The organism is Anaeromyxobacter sp. SG66, from assembly GCF_022690805.1.
GTDB lineage: Bacteria > Myxococcota > Myxococcia > Myxococcales > Anaeromyxobacteraceae > Anaeromyxobacter > Anaeromyxobacter soli.
This window is the reverse complement of sequence record NZ_JALCZC010000007.1, coordinates 1-18,105: the sequence shown is the minus strand read 5'-3', so window position 1 is coordinate 18,105 and position 18,105 is coordinate 1. Positions and strand designations below refer to the sequence as shown.

At 74.2% G+C, this 18,105-nt stretch carries 15 protein-coding genes; 7 read left to right on the top strand and 8 right to left on the bottom strand.

Annotated elements, in window-relative coordinates; all coding sequences use genetic code 11:
• The first annotated feature begins 115 nt into the window (after positions 1-115).
• On the top strand, positions 116-322 hold the full coding sequence (locus tag MNZ39_RS03990) for a hypothetical protein (RefSeq protein WP_242334836.1): 207 nt from the start codon (positions 116-118) through the stop codon (positions 320-322).
• A gap of 326 nt (positions 323-648) precedes the next feature.
• Here MNZ39_RS03990 and MNZ39_RS03985 read toward each other — a convergent pair whose 3' ends face one another.
• From MNZ39_RS03985 to MNZ39_RS03975, 3 genes are all read right to left on the bottom strand, one after another.
• Positions 649-1,665, bottom strand: coding sequence for a ChaN family lipoprotein (locus MNZ39_RS03985; RefSeq protein ID WP_242334833.1), 1,017 nt, complete (start codon positions 1,663-1,665; stop codon positions 649-651).
• A gap of 104 nt (positions 1,666-1,769) precedes the next feature.
• A complete protein-coding gene (locus tag MNZ39_RS03980) occupies positions 1,770-4,997 on the bottom strand; it encodes a C45 family autoproteolytic acyltransferase/hydolase (RefSeq protein WP_242334831.1) in 3,228 nt (1,075 codons plus the stop codon).
• Positions 4,998-5,057: 60 nt separating this feature from the next.
• On the bottom strand, positions 5,058-5,663 hold the full coding sequence (locus MNZ39_RS03975; protein WP_242334828.1) for a tetratricopeptide repeat protein: 606 nt from the start codon (positions 5,661-5,663) through the stop codon (positions 5,058-5,060).
• Positions 5,664-5,806: 143 nt separating this feature from the next.
• Here MNZ39_RS03975 and MNZ39_RS03970 point away from each other — a divergent pair, with 143 nt between their 5' ends.
• Entirely contained in the window at positions 5,807-6,349 is a 543-nt protein-coding gene (locus tag MNZ39_RS03970; protein WP_242334825.1) for a hypothetical protein, read from the top strand.
• Between the two features lie 66 nt (positions 6,350-6,415).
• Here the strand turns inward: MNZ39_RS03970 and MNZ39_RS03965 are convergent, their stop codons facing one another.
• Positions 6,416-7,573, bottom strand: coding sequence for a sensor histidine kinase KdpD (locus MNZ39_RS03965; protein WP_242334822.1), 1,158 nt, complete (start codon positions 7,571-7,573; stop codon positions 6,416-6,418).
• 110 nt (positions 7,574-7,683) lie between these two features.
• On the opposite strand from MNZ39_RS03965, the gene MNZ39_RS03960 reads away from it, so the two are divergent.
• Together MNZ39_RS03960 and MNZ39_RS03955 are read left to right on the top strand one after the other, a co-directional pair.
• Entirely contained in the window at positions 7,684-8,874 is a 1,191-nt protein-coding gene (locus tag MNZ39_RS03960; protein ID WP_242334819.1) for an acyl-CoA dehydrogenase family protein, read from the top strand.
• A 98-nt stretch (positions 8,875-8,972) separates the two neighbouring features.
• Entirely contained in the window at positions 8,973-9,371 is a 399-nt protein-coding gene (locus tag MNZ39_RS03955) for a tautomerase family protein (RefSeq protein WP_242334816.1), read from the top strand.
• A gap of 67 nt (positions 9,372-9,438) precedes the next feature.
• Here MNZ39_RS03955 and tdh read toward each other — a convergent pair whose 3' ends face one another.
• The 3 genes from tdh to MNZ39_RS03940 all read right to left on the bottom strand — a co-directional run bounded on the left by tdh (position 9,439) and on the right by MNZ39_RS03940 (position 13,690).
• On the bottom strand, positions 9,439-10,470 hold the full coding sequence (gene tdh, locus MNZ39_RS03950) for an L-threonine 3-dehydrogenase (RefSeq protein ID WP_242334814.1): 1,032 nt from the start codon (positions 10,468-10,470) through the stop codon (positions 9,439-9,441).
• Between the two features lie 19 nt (positions 10,471-10,489).
• Complete coding sequence (locus MNZ39_RS03945; protein WP_242334811.1) at positions 10,490-11,686, bottom strand: glycine C-acetyltransferase; 1,197 nt, start codon at positions 11,684-11,686, stop codon at positions 10,490-10,492.
• Between the two features lie 132 nt (positions 11,687-11,818).
• Positions 11,819-13,690: an ATP-binding protein gene (locus MNZ39_RS03940; RefSeq protein WP_242334808.1), complete on the bottom strand. Its 1,872-nt coding sequence runs from the start codon at positions 13,688-13,690 to the stop codon at positions 11,819-11,821.
• A 321-nt stretch (positions 13,691-14,011) separates the two neighbouring features.
• On the opposite strand from MNZ39_RS03940, the gene MNZ39_RS03935 reads away from it, so the two are divergent.
• Together MNZ39_RS03935 and MNZ39_RS03930 are read left to right on the top strand one after the other, a co-directional pair.
• The gene (locus MNZ39_RS03935) at positions 14,012-14,323 is read left to right on the top strand and encodes a GNAT family N-acetyltransferase (RefSeq protein ID WP_242334805.1); all 312 of its coding nucleotides are present in this window, start codon (positions 14,012-14,014) and stop codon (positions 14,321-14,323) included.
• Positions 14,324-14,563: 240 nt separating this feature from the next.
• Positions 14,564-15,688, top strand: coding sequence for a triacylglycerol lipase (locus MNZ39_RS03930; RefSeq protein WP_242334802.1), 1,125 nt, complete (start codon positions 14,564-14,566; stop codon positions 15,686-15,688).
• Positions 15,689-15,709: 21 nt separating this feature from the next.
• Here the strand turns inward: MNZ39_RS03930 and MNZ39_RS03925 are convergent, their stop codons facing one another.
• Positions 15,710-16,393, bottom strand: a complete 684-nt coding sequence (locus MNZ39_RS03925) for a PrsW family glutamic-type intramembrane protease (protein WP_242334799.1) — start codon at positions 16,391-16,393, stop codon at positions 15,710-15,712.
• A gap of 517 nt (positions 16,394-16,910) precedes the next feature.
• On the opposite strand from MNZ39_RS03925, the gene MNZ39_RS03920 reads away from it, so the two are divergent.
• A partial coding sequence (locus tag MNZ39_RS03920; protein ID WP_242334797.1) for an HNH endonuclease occupies positions 16,911-18,105 on the top strand: 1,195 nt, incomplete at its 3' end.

Below are 18,105 nucleotides of genomic sequence, written 5' to 3'. Positions count from 1 at the left end.
CCGGCGCGCTCGGGGTGCAAACGTCCGCTCCGGCCGTGAGGGGTTGCGGCGAGACGCCGCGCTCGCCATGAGTCGTCGCGGCTCCGCTCCGGGAGCCCGAACGAAGGAGAGATCCATGAAGCTCGTTCTCCGCGCCGCCGCCGCGCTCGCGATCCTGGGCCTCGCGACGCCCGCCTTCCCCTGCGGCGACAAGCAGATGACGACGGCGTCGTCCTCGACGACGGCCTCGACGAAGAGCAAGGCGGCGGTCGCGAAGGCCGACAAGAAGGCGGCGGCGAAGACCGCCAAGGCGGCCCCGCAGAAGGCCACGGCCACGAACTAGCCTCGAAGCTGGCAGCGCCCCCCGCATCGCCACGGGGGGTGGGGCGTCGCCGGGCTCCGGGCCGGCGGCGCCCTTCTTTGCCCTGAACGGCCGAGCGTGATTAGCGATCAGGCGAGCAAAGCGAGCCCGCCGGGGCGACGCCGCGGAAGCGGCGAAGCCGCTCGCGGCGGCGCACGGGACCCGGCGAGCAGGGGTGGGGTCCCCGACGACGGCGGCCAGCCGTCGGCGGGGCGGGGGCGAAGCCGGCGCAGCCCCCGTTCGAAAATGCCTGAACGACAGCGTGATTCGCATCACCGAAGGTGATCGGCGAATCACGAAACTGTCGTTCAGGGCGCTTTGTGCTTCGTGAAGTCGTGCCCGCGCAGCGCGAGACACGGGTCCTCGCGCTCGGCGGCCGGCGTGAACACGACGAAGTCGAACGGGAGCGTCCCCACCCCGAACTCCGAGGCGTAGAGCGCCGGGTCGAGCTTTCCCTGCGAGACCTCGAACAGTCCCACCGAGACGACGCGCCGGCCGGGGAGCTCGCGCTCGAGCGAGGCCGGGACGCCGCGGTCGGTGCGGGCGTGGCCGTTTCCGGTCACGAGGATCGCGCCGCCGGCCGCCTGGCTCACCGCGGCGAGGCGATGCGCCATCTCCGCGTCGCGGGCGCGCTGCGCGAGCGCGAGCCGGTCGAGGATCGCGTCCGGCATCGGCGCGTCGCAGTGCGCGGCCTTCATCTCGGCGCGCAGCGAGGCGACGACCTCGGGGGGGAGCGGCTCCGCCTTCTGGAGCGCGGCGCGGAGCTCCGGGGTGAGCGCCTCCTGGCCCTTCATCGCGATCGCCTTCGCGAGGGGGACGGGCAGGTTCGCGCCGACGATCGGCATGCCCGCCTCGAGCCCGGCGGCGAAGATGGGCCGGTAGATCGCGAAGTCGTACCAGCCGCTGTGCTTCCAGTCGACGGCCCGGGCGATCGCGTCGGGATCGCGCGGGGCGCGGGCGATCGCGGCGTCGATGGCAGGCTGGTCGTCCTCCTCCATCATCTCGAAGGCGAGAGCCGGCCGCTTCCCGGCGGCGCCTATCGCGCGCACCAGCCGCGCCTGCAGCACGTGGTGGTCGGGGTTGTCGTGCATCTCGCCGAGCATGACGACCTCGGCGCCGTCGACCGCGCTCGTGAGCGTGGCCTCGTCGACGAGCCGCCCCGCCCGCGCGTCCCAGATCTTCCCCACGAGCGGGTGCTCGCGGTGGCGCTCGGACATCCACGCGCGCTCCTTCGAGATCGGCTCCTGCAAGAGCTTCTGGTTCGCGGCGCAGGCCGCGGAGAGGATTGCGAGGGCGGACGCGGCGACGAGTCGGTTCGGGCTCACCCGCACAGAGATAGCGCGTCCCGGCGAGGGACGCTCGCGTCCGGTGGGGACGCCGCACCTCGCGTGATGCGGGCGCGCTCCCCCCGCCCCGGGTGGCGCGCGCGTCAGCGCGCCGCGGCCGACGCTGCGGCCGGGTCCTGAAGCTTCACGGCGACCTCGAGCCGCTCGGTGCCGAGGTGACCGCGCTCGACCACCTCGGGGCCGCGCCACGACGTCCAGCCGGGCAGCCCGCGCTGCCACGCGTGGGTCATCTGCCAGAGCTGGAGGCGCGAGTTCGCGAGGTACAGGTAGAGCCCGCGGCTCGGGTTCCACGGGTTCCGCAGGGCGATCGCGAGCCCCTCGTCGGCGCGCCCGTGCAGCGTCCCGTCCCACCGGAAGAAGCCGCGCCCGGCCTCGAACGGCAGCTTGCCCTCGCGCGCGAGCCGCGCGACGAGCGCGTTGTCGGCCGCGCCGCCGAGGACCACGAGGTCGTGCTCGGCGAGGTCGGCGTCGGACACCTCCGCGTCCGCCGCCAGCGGGGGGAGGACCTCGGTGAACGCGTCCGCCACGGTGTCGCGCCAGACGAGCGCGAGCGAGTGGCCGGCCTCGACCTGGCGGGAGGAGCCCCACACGAACAGCGCGCCCGGGAAGTCGTCGAGGAGGTTCGGCAGCACGAACGCGTCGTCGCGCCCTACGGCGGCGTCGCCGCCGAGCGCCACTCGCTGCGGGCGCTCCGAGAGCTCGAACGTGAACGTCCGCGTCGCGGCGGCGGGGACCTCGATCCGCTCGTAGCGGATCGTCTTCTCGCCCCGGATCGCGAGCGTGGAGACGAACGGCCAGGGGTTCGTCTTCTGCGCGATCTCCACGGCGAGCCGGAAGCGGTCGCCCGCGCGCGTGGCGACCGCGGAGAGCACGGGGTCCGGGAGATCGGCGCGCTCGAGCCACGGCCTCACGAACGGCGCGACGTCCTGGCCCGCCGCCGCGGAGAACGTCCGCAGGAAGTCCTCGGTGCGCATCGGCTTCCCCGCGTACCGCTCGTGCACCGCGCGCATGCCCTTCGCGAACGCCGCGTTCCCGAGGCGCAGCCGAAGCTGGTGCAGCGCGAAGGTCCCGCGGATGCGGGGGATCTGGTACGGGCCGTAGCGATCGTAGGCGGGCGACAGCCGCGCCGGCGCGGCGGCGCCCTCGCGCAGCGTGAGCCAGGCGAGGCGCGCGGACAGGTCATCGAGGCCGGCGCGGAGGGCCTCGAGCGCCTTGGCGGGCTCCTCGGGGAGCTTCGCCAGGAGCGCGTGGTACGCGGCCGAGCCGCTCGTGAACCAGGCGTCCGCGTCCGTCGCGGGGAACACCGTGTCCTTCCAGAGGAGCTTCGGATCGTAGGCGAGCGCCGGGGCGATCCCGGCGAGGTCCGGCTTCGGCTTCGCGCCGGGCGCGGCCGCCGCGCCGGACGCCGGGCGGGCCTCCCGCGCCGCGCGGGCGCGGGCGAGGCCGTCCGCCACGACGATGGGGCTGAAGGTCGTGTAGCCGAGCGTGAGGTGCGGGATGGCGTCGGGGAGGTCGGCCGGGATCCACCTCCCGCCCACCCACTTCTCGCGCAGGGTCGTCTTCCCGTAATGGGCCAGGAACACGAGCTTCTCCGCCATCTCCGCGGTGGTGAGCTTGCCGTCGCAGGCGTGGGGGCGGTTGAGCGGCGAGGACGCCCAGAGCCTCACGCCCGCCTCGAGGTCGATCCCGCCCCGGCCGTGCTCCCGGTAGAACTGCTGGAAGGCGATGTCGCGGTTCCAGGCGGGGAAGTTCACGTCCACCGGCGCGTCGCCCGGACCGAGGGTGAGCTCCCGCCGCACGGCGGGATCCCGCGCGTTGTTGTTCGCCCACACGAAGTCGCGGAGCCCGCCCGGCGTGTCGCCGCGGCGGCCGCGCGCGCCGGTGCGCCACAGGCGGCTCGCCTTCGTGCCGAGGAGCAGGCACGCGCCCTCGTCCGTCTTGGCGTCGGCGATCGTCCAGTCGTTCGAGTAGAGCCCGTTGTTCCCGGCGCGCAGCAGCGCCGCGACCTCGTCGATCGAGGAGCCGTACTGCGCCGCCTTGCGGATCCGGTTCGACTGCGGGGTCCCGGCCGGCTCGAAGGGCGTCTGCCCCACGGTCGTCTCGCCGATCACCATCCCCGCGCCGTTCAGGTACCAGTCGGACCCGGAGTGGATGCCGCCCGGGAAGGTCTGCATGACGAGCCGGTGGCCCTTCGCCGGCACGACGTCGAGCACCACGTCCCAGTGCACGCCGGTGTAGCCGTTCCACATGAACAGCTGCCCCATGACGAAGCGGCCGCTGCGCGTGGCCGACCGGGTGGCGACGAACGACGAGCAGCGGTCTCCCTCCGCCTGGGCGGTCTCGTCCTCCGCCTTGACGAAGCTCCGGCCGCTGAGCGGCGTGCGCGAGACCTGGAGCGCGTCGTCGAGCTGCCCGAGGTCCACCGCCGAGTTGAGCGCGGCCACGTCGAGGAGGTCGAGCGGGCGGCCCTTCCAGCGCGCCCCCGCCTTCGCCGCGCCGTCGGCGATGCCCTTCATCTCCTCGAGGTACTCCGCGTCGAACTTGCGGAGCATGAGCGCGTCGGTGAGCCGGCGCAGGTCGTTCCAGCCGCGCTCCGGGTCGGCCTTGTCGTGCTGGACGGCGACCTTCGCGAGGAAGCGCGCGAGCTCGTCCGCGACGAGCGCTCCGTACTGCGCGCCGCGGGCGTACGGCTCGCCCTCGACGTGCACGAAGATCCAGCCGCCGTCGTCGTAGCGGAACCCCTCGCCCTCCCAGCGCACGGTCTCGAGCGGGACGTACTCGGTGACGTCGTCCACCGGCTCGAGCCGCACGTCGTCGAACACCGCCTCGCCGGTGGCGCGCCCGTTGCGGCCGAGGTGCAGCGCGACGCGATCCTCGGGCGCCAGCGCGAAGAACAGGAGCGAGAGCCGCCCCTCGCCGCTCGAGGGCGCCTGCGGCGAGCAGTTCGTGAACGGGGTGCTCGCCATCGCCACGCACGCGCCGAGCGCGGTGGGGTAGCGGGCGAGGGGATCGGCGCGGACGCCGCGCGTCCGCACCCACGCCGACAGGCGGTAGAGCTTGCCGACCTCGAGCCGCACGGGCGCGGAGGCGACCGTGACCTCCGCGCCCGACGCCGGCGCGGTGATCGCGAGCGCGCGGGCGCCCGTGGCGCGCGCCGCGTCGGTGACCGCCACCCGCGCCCCCTCGGTCGCGCGGACGGTCCAGGCCGGGGGCGGCGCGCCGGGCGCGCCCGCCTCGAAGCCGGGGTCCTGGAGGGAGAGGAGCGCGGGCGCCGCGGCCAGGGCCGAGGCGAGCAGGGCAGTGACGGGCATGCCGCGATTCTCGCGGATGCCCGCCCGGCTCGCCAGCGCGCGGCGCGCCCGCGCGGGACGCTACTTCGCGTTCTTCAGCTGCTCGAGCTGGGTGCGGGCCTGGATCGCCTGGCCGCTGCTCGGGTCGGTGGCGACGACCTTCTCCCACGCCTCCACCGCCTTCTTCGGCTGCTTGAGGTCGTACGCGTAGACGATGCCCAGGTTGAAGAGGCTCTGCAGGTGGCGCGGGTTCGCCTCGTTCGCCTTCTTGAAGTTCTCGACCGCCTTGTCGAACTGGCCGAGGGCCCGGTACATGACGCCCTGGTCCGTCAGGATGTCCGCGTTCCCCGGCTGCACCTCGAGCGCGTGGCCGTAGGCCTCGACCGCCTTCTGCGGCTGGTTCGTGTCGAAGTAGTCGTTCCCGAGCTGGGTCCAGGCCTGGACGTTCCTGGGATCCTGCGCGACGGCCTGCTGGAGCATGGCGATCCGCTGCTGGACGTTCACGCCTCCCGGGGCGCCAGGCACGCCTCCCATTGCGCCGGGCATCCCGCCCGCGGGCGCGCCGGCGGGCGCGGCGACGACCGGTGCGTGCGGGGTGCCGCCCCCCATGCTCGAGCCGACCGAGTAGCCGATGATGAGGCCGGCGAGCACGCCGACGAGCAGCGCGATGACGGTGTTCTTGTTCAACGGACTTCCTCCTCTTTGCGGACCGGCGGGTCCGGACGTGCGATTCTCGCACAGGAGCGACCCGGCAGGTACTCACGTCGTTCGCTCCCGCCCGGCGGGAAGGCGAGGCGGCGGGCGAGGCCAGGGTACACGGTGAGGTGAACATGCGGAGCACGTCCCTCGAGATCTTCGTCGCCGCCCTCTGCGCGGTCCTCCCCGCCGTCGCGGCGGCCGCGCCGCCCGCGGGCGACTACCGCGTCGCGGCCACGGTGCGCGTGCACGCCGGCGGCGTGCTGGATCGCGAGGTGCGCGAGGACGCGCGGGCGGTCGTCGCCCCGGCCTCGGCGGGGCGGGTCCGGGTGCGGCTCTCCGCGCGCGGGAAGACCTGCGAGCTCTCCGCCCGCGCGGGCGCGCAGGGCGAGCTCACCTTCACCCCGGGCCAGCGCTGCGCGCTCGACCTCGACGAGGAGGACGTGCGCGGGCGCGTGGACGCGACGCTCGGCTCGGGCACCGGGCGGGCGCAGGGAGACGCGCTCACGCTCGCGCTCGCCTGGAACCTCGCCGGCGCGGTGAGCCTGCGCGTGGGCGGGCAGCGGATGGAGGTGATGGGCAGCGAGATCGCCGTGCCGGACGCGTGGGCGCCGGAGGTTCCGCTGCGCGGCACGGCCGACGCGCGCGGGGAGGGGAGGCGCTCGGGGGCGAGGTAGCGCGTCTTCCGGGAGGCCCACCGCGTTCACCCAGGGTGGCAGCCATCGCCAGCGGTGGTCGCTCGCTCACCGCCGCCGGAGCGGCAGCCGGATCTCGAACACCGTCCCGCGCTCCGGGTCGGAGCGGAACGACACCGCGCCGCCGAGGACCTGCTCGCCGAGGAGCTTCATGCCGTAGGTCCCGAGGCCGCGGCCGCGCGCGGCCTTGGTGCTGAACGAGCGCTGGAAGATCCGCGCCCGCACCTCGGGCGGGATGACGCCCGCGTTGTGGACCTCCAGCGTCGCCTCGCCGCCCGCGGCGCTGCACGAGACCCCGACCTCGCCGCCGGGCGGGCTCGCCTCGAGCCCGTTCACGACCATGTTCACGAGCACGCGGAGGAGGAGCGCGGCGTCGGTCTCCACGACGAGGTCGCCGGGCGGGGCCCCGATCGCGAGCCGCCGCTCGCGCGCCGCGGCGTGGAACGAGAACACCGCGTCGAGCTCGGCGAGGAGGTCCGCGACGCGCACCGGCCTGGGCTCGAGGGTGAGCAGGCCGCGCTCGGCGAGCAGGAGGGCGCGGTGGTCGCGGATCTCGCGCTCGAGCTGGGCGGTGAGCTGGTCCATCCGCTCGAAGGCGGCCGCCGGCTGGACGGTGCCGCGCCGCAGCCGCGCGGCCCAGCCGCGGAGCCCGGCGACGGTGTTGAGGACGTCGTGCAGGAAGAGCTGCTCGAGGGCGTCGCGCCGCTTCTCCGCGGAGACGTCGCGCAGGGACACCGCCGTGAAGGCGTGGCCGTCCACCGGGAGCGGCGTCGCGCGGACGTTGAACTCGAGGGCGGCGCGGCCGGGGAGCTCGCTGCGCAGCAGGCACTCCGCCTCGAGCGAGCGCGCCTCGCGCTGGGAGCACAGGATGGCGGCGAGCGCCCCGCACTGCCGGCACGCGGGCGACGCGCCGCAGTCCCCGGAGGCGCGCACGTTCACGCAGCCGAGCGCCTCGCCCATCCGCAGGCCCGAGATCTCTCCGGTCCCGCCCGCGAGGTGCGCGCGCGTGTTCGCCGCGACGATCTGGCGCTGGGCGTTGAGCACCACGATCGCCCCATCGGCGGCCTCGAGCACGGCCGTCACCACGGGGCTCCGGCGCGCGGCCTCGATCTCGCGCCGGACCTGCTCCGGCGCCGCGCGGCGCGCGTCGGGGAGGGGGGTGGGCACGGCGCCCGGCGGGGGCGCGGCGGCGTCGGGTCCGCACATGGGAACGAACAGGATATCCGGGCCCGGCCCCGGCCGTCTGCCTCCGGAGGTCCCCGAGGTTCGGGACACCGCGCTTGACCGGCGCGGCGGCGCCCCGACAAGCTGCCGGGATGAAGATCCAAACACCAGCCCCCGCCGATCTGTTCCAGGTAGAGGACCGGCTGTCGGACGAGGAGCGGCTCGTTCGCCGCGCGGTGAGCCGGTTCGTGGACGAGCGGTTCCTGCCGGTCGTGCAGCGCCACTTCCGCGCCGGGACCTTCCCCCTCGAGCTCGTCCCCGAGATGGGCGCGCTCGGGATCTTCGGGATGACGCTCCAGGGCTACGGCTGCGCGGGCGCCTCGGCGATCGCCTACGGCGCGGCGATGCAGGAGCTCGAGCGCGGTGACTCGGCGCTCCGCAGCTTCGCCTCGGTGCAGGGGGCGCTCTGCATGTACCCCATCCACGCGTACGGCTCCGAGGCGCAGCGCGCCCGGTTCCTCCCGGCCATGGCCCGGGGCGAGATCGTCGGCTGCTTCGGGCTGACCGAGCCGGACTTCGGCTCCGATCCGGGCGGGCTCCGGACGCGCGCCGTGCGCGACGGCGACGCCTACGTCCTCGACGGCGCGAAGGCCTGGATCACGAACGGGAGCCTCGCCGACGTCGCGCTCGTCTGGGCCAAGGTGGACGGCGACGACGCCCGCGCCATCCGCGGCTTCCTCGTGGAGACGGGCACGCCCGGGTTCACCGCTCGAAACGTCGAAGGCAAGCTCTCGCTCCGCGCGTCGATCACCTCGGAGCTGCACCTCGACGGCGTGCGCGTCCCCGCCGAGAACGTGCTCCCGGGGACCGAGGGGCTCGGGCTCCGGGCCCCGCTCTCGTGCCTGTCGAAGGCGCGCTACGGGATCGCCTGGGGCGCGGTGGGCGCGGCGATCGCCTGCTTCGAGTCGGCGCGCGCCTATGCGCGCGAGCGGATCCAGTTCGGGCGGCCGATCGCGTCGTTCCAGCTCGTGCAGGAGAAGCTCGTGGACGTGTGGGAGGGGATCGTGAAGGGCCAGCTCCTCGCGCTCCGGCTCGGCGAGCTCGAGGATCAGGGCGGCGCGACCGCGGCGCAGATCTCGATGGCGAAGCGCGCGAACGTGCGGATGGCGCGCGACGCGGCGCGGACCTGCCGGGAGATCCTGGGCGCCGCCGGCATCGTCGACGACCACCCGCCCATGCGGCACATGGCCAACCTGGAGTCGGTCTACACGTACGAGGGGACCCACGACGTTCACACGCTGGCGCTGGGGAGGGCGGCCACGGGGATCGACGCGTTCACCTAGCTCGCATACCGGGACCCCCCGCTCCCACCTGGGCCGTCGCCCCGCGCCCGCTGCCCGTTACCCAACGGTCGCGGTCCCCCTCGACCCGGAGCGCGCCGATGCCCCACCTCTCCTTCGACCTGAACTTCGCCCCCACCGCCGAGGAGAAGCGGCGCTTCGCGGAGGCCGTCGTCGGCCACTTCGCGAGGATCATGGACACCGGCACCGATCACATCGGCCTCACCCTCCGCGCCTACGGCCGGGACGACCTCGTGTTCGGGCGCGCGGAGCAGCCGGAGAGGGGCATCGCCTTCCTGGACGCGGACATCCGGCGCGGGCGGACCGCCGACCAGAAGCGGCGGCTCGCCCTCGCGATCATGGACGAGCTCGAGCGGATCTGGCGCGTGCCGAAGCGCAGCGTCTACGTCGTGTACACCGAGCACGACGGCGAGAACTTCCAGCTCGAGGACCGCGTGCTGCCGTCGTGGACGGAGGGCGAGGATCCCCTGGCGGGCTAGCGCCCGCTGCCGCTCGAGGCGGTGGTCGCCGGCTCCGACGAGTGAAGCCCCGGAGCCGGTCGCGCCCTCACCCGGCCCAGTCGAGCACGACCTTGCCGGACTGCCCGCTCCGCATCACGTCGAAGCCGCGCTGGAACTCGTCGATGGGGAAGCGGTGCGTGACGACGGGCGAGATGTCGAGCCCGCTCTGCAGCATCGCGACCATCTTGTACCAGGTCTCGAACATCTCCCGGCCGTAGATGCCCTTCAGCACGAGCCCCTTGAAGACGACCTGGCTCCAGTCGATGGCCTCCTCCCCGGGCATGATCCCGAGGAGCGCGAGCCGGGCGCCGTGGTTCATCACCTCGAGCATCTGCCGGAACGCGCGCCCGTTGCCGCTCATCTCGAGCCCGACGTCGAACCCCTCCTTCATCCCGAGGTCCTTCATCACGCCGCGCAGGTCCTCGCGCGCGACGTTCACCGCCCGCGTCGCGCCCATCTTCCGCGCGAGCTCGAGCCGGTAGTCGTTCACGTCGGTGACGACGACGTGGCGGGCGCCGACGTGGCGCGCGATCGCGACCGCCATCACGCCGATGGGGCCGGCGCCCGTGACGAGCACGTCCTCGCCCACGAGGTCGAACGAGAGCGCGGTGTGGGTGGCGTTGCCGTAGGGATCGAAGATCGCGGCCACCTCGTCCGGGATGTCGTCCGGGATCCGGTAGACGTTGCTCGCCGGGATCACCACGTACTCGGCGAACGAGCCGGGCCGGTTCACGCCGACGCCGACGGTGTGCCGGCAGAGGTGGCGCCGGCCGGCGCGGCAGTTCCGGCAGAACCCGCAGGTGACGTGCCCCTCGCCGGAGACGCGGTCGCCCGGCTTGAACGCCTCGATCTCGGCGCCCACCGCGTCCACCACGCCCACGTACTCGTGTCCGACGATCATCGGCACCGGGACCGTGCGCTGGCTCCACTCGTCCCAGTTGTAGATGTGGACGTCGGTCCCGCAGATCGCGCTCTTGCGGACGCGGATGCGCACGTCGTGGACGCCCACCTCCGGCACGGGCGCGTCCTGCACCATCCAGATGCCCTCGGCCCGCTTCGACTTCACCAGCGCCTTCATCGATGTCTACCCCTTGCCCTCAGCCGCGGATGACGCCGAGCGCGCGACCGACCTTCGCGAACGCGCGGACGGCGAAGTCGAGGTCGTCCCGCGAGTGCGCGGCGCTCATCTGCGTGCGGATGCGCGCCTGGCCCTTCGGGACGACCGGGAAGAAGAAGCCGATCGCGTAGACCCCCTCGTCGAGCAGGCGGCGCGCGAACTCCTGCGCCAGCGGCGCCTCGTGCAGCATCACCGGGATGATCGGGTGCTCGCCCGGGAGGAGCTCGAAGCCGAGCCTCGTCAGCTCGGCGCGGAAGTACGCGGCGTTCTCGCGGAGCCGGCGGCGGAGGTCGTCGCTCCGCTCCACGAGGTCGAGCACCTCGAGGCTCACCGCCGCGATCACCGGCGCGAGCGTGTTCGAGAAGAGGTACGGCCGCGCCTTCTGGCGGAGCCACTCCACCACCTCGCGCGTGCCGGCCACGTACCCGCCCGACGCGCCGCCGAGCGCCTTGCCGAGCGTGCCGGTGACGAGGTCCACCCGGCCCATCACGCCGAAGTGCTCGGGCGTGCCGCGCCCCTTCTCGCCGATGAACCCCACCGCGTGGCTGTCGTCGACCATGACGAGCGCGCCGTGCCGCTCGGCGGCCTCGCAGATCGCCGGCAGCTTGGCGAGGTACCCATCCATCGAGAACACGCCGTCGGTCACGACGAGCTTGAAGCGCGCGCCCCCGGCCTCGGCCTCGGCGAGCTTCGCCTCGAGATCCGCCATGTCGCCGTTCGCGTAGCGGTAGCGGCGGGCCTTGCACAGGCGGATGCCGTCGATGATGGAGGCGTGGTTGAGCGCGTCGGAGACGACCGCGTCCTCCTCGCCGAGCAGCGCCTCGAACACGCCGCCGTTCGCGTCGAAGCACGACGAGAACAGGATCGCGTCCTCGAAGCCGAGGAACCGGGCGATGCGCCCCTCGAGCTCCTTGTGCACGTCCTGCGTGCCGCAGATGAAGCGGACCGAGGAGAGGCCGAAGCCGTGGCGCGGCAGCGCCTCCTGGGCGGCCTTCACGAGCTCGGGCCGGCCGGCGAGGCCGAGGTAGTTGTTGGCGCAGAGGTTCACGACGCGCCGGCCGTCCGCCTCGACCCAGGCGCCCTGCGGCGTGGTGATGACCCGCTCGCGCTTGAGGAGGCCGTCGGCCTCGAGCTGGCGGAGCTGGGCGCGGAGGTGCTCGGTGAAGGCGACGTTCATGGGGACCCTCGAACGGTTCGGGCCCCCGGTTTAACCGATTTCCGGGTGGGACGCCTCTCCTCGCGCGCGACCCGCCTGGAGCGGCCGGGCGGCCGGGCGGGAGGAGCCCGCCGCGCCGTCGCGCGGGGCTCCTCAGGCGCCGCGCGCGGAGGCGGCGAGGACCGCGCCGAGATCCTCGAGCGAGACGGGCTTCGCGAGGTGGCGGTCGAACCCGGCCCGCGCCGCCTTCTCGACGTCGTCCGGCAGCGCGTAGCCGGAGAGGGCGACGAGGAGCGTGGTGGCGAGCTCCGGATCGCCGCGCAGCGCGCGGGCCACCTCGTAGCCGTCCACGAGCGGCAGGCCGATGTCGCACAGGACGAGATCCGGCCGGGTCGCGCGAGCCAGCGCGATGCCGGCCCGCCCATCCGGCGCGACCGCGACCTCGTGGGCCGCGCCCGAGAGCAGGTCGCGCAGCATCTCGGCCGCGTCGGCGTTGTCCTCGATGACGAGCACGCGCCGTGGCCGGCCGAGCGCGAGCGGGTCGCGCCGAGGCTCCGCCCTGGGGGCGTCCTCGGCCGCGAGCGGCAGCGCCAGGGTGAACTGCGCCCCGCGCCCCGCGCCGGCGCTCGTGACCTCGACCGATCCGCCGTGCAGCTCGACGAGTGATCGCACGAGGTAGAGCCCGAGCCCGAGCCCGCCGCGCGCGCGGTCGAGCCCGCCGTCCGCCTGCACGAACGGGACGAACAGGCGCGGCAGGAGCGCCGGGTCGATGCCCTCGCCGTCGTCGGAGATCGAGAGGAGCGCCCGGTCGGCCTCGCGCCGCAGCGCCACCGTCACGCTGCCGCCGCCGTGAGTGAACTTCTCCGCGTTCGCGAGCAGGTTCCCGATCGCCTGGGCGAGGCGGGTCGGATCGCCGTCCACGTGGAGCGGCGCGTGGCCGCCGTCGATCCGGAGCGCGACGCCGTGCGCGGCGAGCAGGTCCGCGTGATCGGCCGCGGTCTGGCGCGCGAGCGCCGCGAGGTCGACGCGCTCGCGCCGGAGCTGGATCTTCCCGTGCGCGACGCGCGTCACGTCGAGGAGATCGTCCACGAGCCTCGAGAGGTGATCGCTCTGCCGGCGGATGACCTCGCGCGCGCGGGTGGCCTCCGGGCCTCCCGGCACGGCGCGATCGAGGACGGCGAGCGCGGTGCGCACCGGCGCGAGCGGGTTGCGCAGCTCGTGGGAGAGCATCGCGATGAACTCGCTCTTGCGCCGGTCCTCCGCGCGGAGCGCCTCCTCGGCGGCGACGCGCTCCGTGGTGTCGACGCCGGCCTGGACGAGGTGCCAGTGGTCGAGCGGGAAGAGCGAGGTGAGGTAGTGGCGCCCGTCCCACGCGAAGCGGCGCTCGAACGAGCTGCCGCGGCCGCTCGTCATGACCTCCCGCGAGGCCTCGAGGACGTCCGCGATCACGTCCGCGCCGAAGAGCTCGCTCGCGCGCCGGCCGGTGACCTCCTGGAGCGGCGCGCCGAGGAGCCGGAGCGCCTCGCGGTTCGCGTCCGAGAGCACCCAGTCGAGGACGCGGCCCGCCCCGTCCCGCACCACCGTGTAGATGAGGACGTGCTCGCGCAGCTCGTCGAAGAGGCGACGGTAGCGGGCGCCGTCGCGGCCGGGTCCCGGCGCCGCCTCGGCGGTGACGTCGCGCAGCGCGAGGAGCCGGCCGGTACCGCCCTCGAGCGGGACCGCGGTGACGCGCCCCTCCCACCACGCCTCGCGGCCGTTCACGATGCGCGGGCGGCGCGGCAGCTCCCGCCGCTCGCCCGCGGCGAGCGGCTCGCACAGCGCCCGCGTGAGCGCGCGGTCCCAGGGGAGGAGCTCCGCCACCTCGCGCCCGATCGCCTCGTCGGCGAGGTGGCCGGTGACGCGGAGCCACTCCGGGTTGGTGCGGACCACCTTGCCCGCGGCGCTCACGAGGCACAGGCCGACCCCGGCCTGCTCGAAGAGCGCGTCCACGAGTCCGTCCGCTGCGGTGCCCCCATCGCTGCGCACGTCGGAACACCTCCGCTCCAGGTGTAGGGCGGATGATACCCGGGGGGTGGGTCGCCGTCACATTCCGTGCCGTCCCGCGAATCTGGGGCGTGCGCTGATCATGAGACGTGGCGGCTCCGGGCATCGCGCGTGGCAATGCGGCTCGCGGGTCGAGGCGGTCCTGCCGCGGTGATTGGTCACGTCGGCGGCGTGAGATCCCGCCACGGAGAGCGGCGCGCCGCGGGGCCTCGTGGGCGGGGGAGCTCGTGCCCGCGGGCCGCTCGCCCGTGTCCCCGTTTCCCGGCGTGCATCCGTCCGGATCGCTCCTTACGCTCCACCTGCATGAGCGAGGAGAACCTCGAGGCGGGCGGGCTCGACGTGCGGCACGAGGAGCAGGGCGGCCGCGGCGCGTTCTACGTCGAGCAGGGCGGGCGGCGCATGGCGGAGCTCTCGTACGCGCGCGAGGGCGGAGATCGCGCCGTGATCGAGCACACCGAGGTGAACGACGCGCTGCGGGGGCAGGGGGTGGCCCGGAAGCTCGTGGACGCGGCCGTGAGCTGGGCGCGCGCGAGCGGGACGCGCTTCGTGCCGATCTGCCCGTACGCGCGCGCCGTCTTCGATCGTGACGCCTCGCTGCGCGACGTGCTCGTCTGAGTCCTCGCGGACCTCCGCCCGCGAGAGGCTCGTCGAGCAGCGGGCCGCGCGACGTGAAGTCGGTCGCGCGAGACGAGCTCGAGGCCTCCTGGTGCGGATCGCGTGCAGCTGGAGCCGCTCGCGTGGGCCCGCTGTGTCTGTGCGTGACGGGCCCGGCTCGATCGGGGCTTCGTCCCGTGCGCTCGCGCCGCACCACGCCTGGGAGTCCGGAGGCGGCCGCGCGGGGGCTAGATTTCCCCGGTGAACGGGCCGCATCACCTCATGCTGGTCCCGGGCTTCTTCGGGTTCGCGAGCCTCGGCGACTTCGCCTACTTCGGCCACGTCCGCGAGTACCTGTCCGAGATCGGGCCCGCCCTCGGGGTCCGCGGCGAGGTCCGGGTGGTGAGGACGATCCCCACCGCCTCCCTGCGGGTCCGGGCGGCCCGGCTCGTCGAGTCCATCGACGAGCTCCTCGACGAGAAGGGCGGCAGCGTCAGCGTGATCGGCCACTCGAGCGGCGGCCTCGACGCGCGCCTCGTCGTCACGCCCGACGTGTCGCTCCCGTCGCCCGTCGACGTCGAGCGCTGCGCGCGCGCGATCCGCACCGTCGTGACCGTCTCGGCCCCGCACCACGGCACGCCCGTCGCGCACCTCTTCAACAGCCTCCTCGGCCAGCAGCTGCTGCGGCTCCTCTCCGTCCTGACCATCTACGTGATCCGGGCGGGCCGGCTCCCCATCGGCCTCGGGCTGCGCGTCGCCCGGATCCTCCGGCGTCGCGACGCGGCGCCGGGCAGCCTCGTCGACCAGCTCCTGAAGGATCTCCTCGCGGACTTCTCGCGCGATCGCCGCGAGGAGATCGAGTCGTTCTTCGCGAGCCTCGGCAAGGACCAGGACCTGGTGGGCCAGATCACCCCAGGCGCGATGGACGTGTTCAACGCGGCGACGCACGACCGCCCGGGGGTGCGCTACGGCTGCGTGGTGACGCGGGCGCGGCCGCCGGGGATCCGCTCCGCCCTCGGCGCGGGCCTCGACCCCTACGCGCAGACGACGCACGCGGTGTACGTGGCGCTCTACCGCGTCGCCTCCCGCACGCCCGCCGCCCACCAGCCGCGGCTCACCCGCGCCCAGGCCGCCGTCCTGCGCCGCGCGTACGGGTGGCGCACCGACGCGCGCGCGAACGACGGGATGGTCCCGACCCTGAGCCAGGTCCGGGGCGACGTCATCCACGCGGCCTGGGCCGATCACCTCGACGTCATCGGCCACTTCCACCACCCGACGCGCGTGCCGCCGCACTTCGACTGGCTCACGAGCGGCAGCGGCTTCGACCGGCCGCAGTTCGAGCACGTCTGGCGAGAGGTCGCGGCCTACGTGGCCGCCGGGCAGTGAGCGCAGCCCCCGCTTCGTCGTTCAGCGCGCGACCGGCACCGGCGCCTGGGCGGCGCGCGGAGGGAGGCGCGCGCGGAGGTAGAGCCACAGCGGCGCCGCGAGGAGCGCCGCGCCGTAGCCGAGCTTCCCCGCGTCGGACGCGAGGCTGAGGTCTCCCGCCGCGTGCAGCGCCGCGGACAGGGCGAGCCCGCCCGCGAGGGAGCCCCAGGCGCGGCGCGCGTCGCGCGCGAACGCAGCGACGCCGAGGGCGAGGGGGAGCGCGAGCAGCGCGTGCGCGGCCGGGCCGAGCGCCACCCTCGCGAGCGCGACCGGCGAGTCCCAGCCCTGGAGCGTGGTGAGCGCCTCGAGCGCCGCGAACCCGGCCGAGACGCCGACCGCGGCGCCCATCACGCTCCGCGTTCGCCAGCCGCGCTCCACGACGAGCAGCAGCCCCGCGAGCTTCGCGCCCTCCTCCACGAGGCCGATGACCCCCGCGAGGGGCGCGGCGGAGGCGAGCCCGGCGTGGGAGAGCCGCTCCCACTCGAGCCGCACGCCCGCCCCGTCCAGGAGGTCGTAGGCGATCACGGCGAAGCCGAACGCCGCGGCGCCGCCGAACAGGGAGTGAAGTGCCAGACCCCGGATCTCCCCCGCCCGGCGCGCCGCCAGCGAGGCCCAGGCGAGTCCCGACGAGAGGCACGCGACGGCGAGGAGGAGCTCCCACGGCATGGAGCCAAGGTGGGAGCGGGGCGGACGTCCGTGCGAGCCCCCGTGCGGACGCCGGCCCGGAGGGGCACGCGGCCGGCGGTCGCATCGCGCGTAAACGACAGTCCGTGATTCGCGATCCCCCTTCGGTGCCGCGACTCACGCGTTTCGGCCATGTTCCGGAGATCGCGCCGGCGCACGGACCGGGACGTCGCGTGAGTCGCCGCGCAGTTCACGTAGAGTCACAACTATCGCCAGCGATAGTCCACCGGAACTTCGCAGCGTCGCTCGCGCTCAGGGCGGCGTCCCAGTTGCGGTGGGTGAAACATTCCCATTGACGCCTTCTCGCCTCGATCGCGCTCGGCATATGAGTAGGCGCGGGAGGGTCGCTCTCGCGCACGTACCTCGCGCGGGAAGCGCGCGCCGATCGGTTTGAGGCTCCGACGAGGGTGCAGCGGAGAACGCCGCGCAGGCGCGAGCCTGGAGCGTCTCGGGAGCTCCGGAAATCGCGTGTTACGAAGGGTGTACTGGAGGTCACCCCATGTCCGCGCTCGCCCCCGCTGCTCTCGAATCGAACGCCCTCGCCCTGCGCCTGCGCGAGCTCGCCGGAGAGGAACGGAACGTCCAGGTCGACTTTCTCCTGCACCTCGACGAGTTTGATCGGCGCCGCGCCTTCGTCGAGGTCGGCCATGCGTCCCTCTGGGCCTATTGCCTGGAGGCGCTCCACCTGCGGGAAGGCGCCGCCGGCCGGCGCATCCAGGCCATGCGGGTCTTGCGCCGCTTCCCGAGCCTCGAGGCTCCGCTGCGCGATGGGCGCTTGTGCCTATCCACGGTGGCGCTTCTCGGCCAGGTGCTCACCGAGGAGGACGTGGACGACCTCCTCGCTCGCGCCGCCTTCCGGACGCGCGCCGAGGTCGAGCAGCTCGTCGTCTCCATCCAGGCGCGCACCGCTCCGCGCGCTGGCCTCCGCAAGCTGGCCGAGCGCGCGCCCGCCGCGGGAAGCGCAGCGCTGCAGCTCCCGGCTTCCGATGCAGGGCAGGCCGAGACGGCGACCGAGCCCGGCACCGCGAAGCCGACCCTCGAACCGGGACCCGCGGCCGGCGCGCTGCCGGCGCCACCGCCCCCCGTCGCACAGCCGAAGCGCAAGGCCGAGACGCTCGCCGTCTCGGAGAGCCACTGGTCGCTCCGGGTCACCCTCGACCGCGCCTGCAAGGAGGACCTCGAGACGCTCCGGTCGCTTCTGTCGCACAAGGTCCCGGACGGCGACCTCGCGGCGGTGCTCCACGAGGCGATCCGCTGCGCGATCGAAAAGCACGGCAAGCGCAAAGGCGCGGTCGCGCCGGAGCGGAAGACGAAGGAAGCGAAGCAGGCCGGGACGACGAAGGCCGCCGCGACGAAGAAGACCGCGGCGAAGCCGCCGGCTGCGAGGACCACGATCCCGGCGATAGTGCGCCGCGCGGTGTGGACGCGCGATGGCGGGCGCTGCGCGTGGGTCGGCCCGGACGGCTGTCGCTGCAACAGCCGCTGGAGGCTCGAGCTCGACCACATCCAACCCGCCGCCCTCGGGGGACTGTCGACGATCGACAACCTCCGGCTCGCCTGCCGAGCTCCTGACGGATCCCCTCAAATCAGCACACCTGAGCGGCAGCGATACGCTCTCGGAGTGAGTCCCATGGTTCTTCCGCCAGGGCGCCTTCGAGGAGGTCCGGCGCGTGGTCCGCGAGCACAAGTCTGCC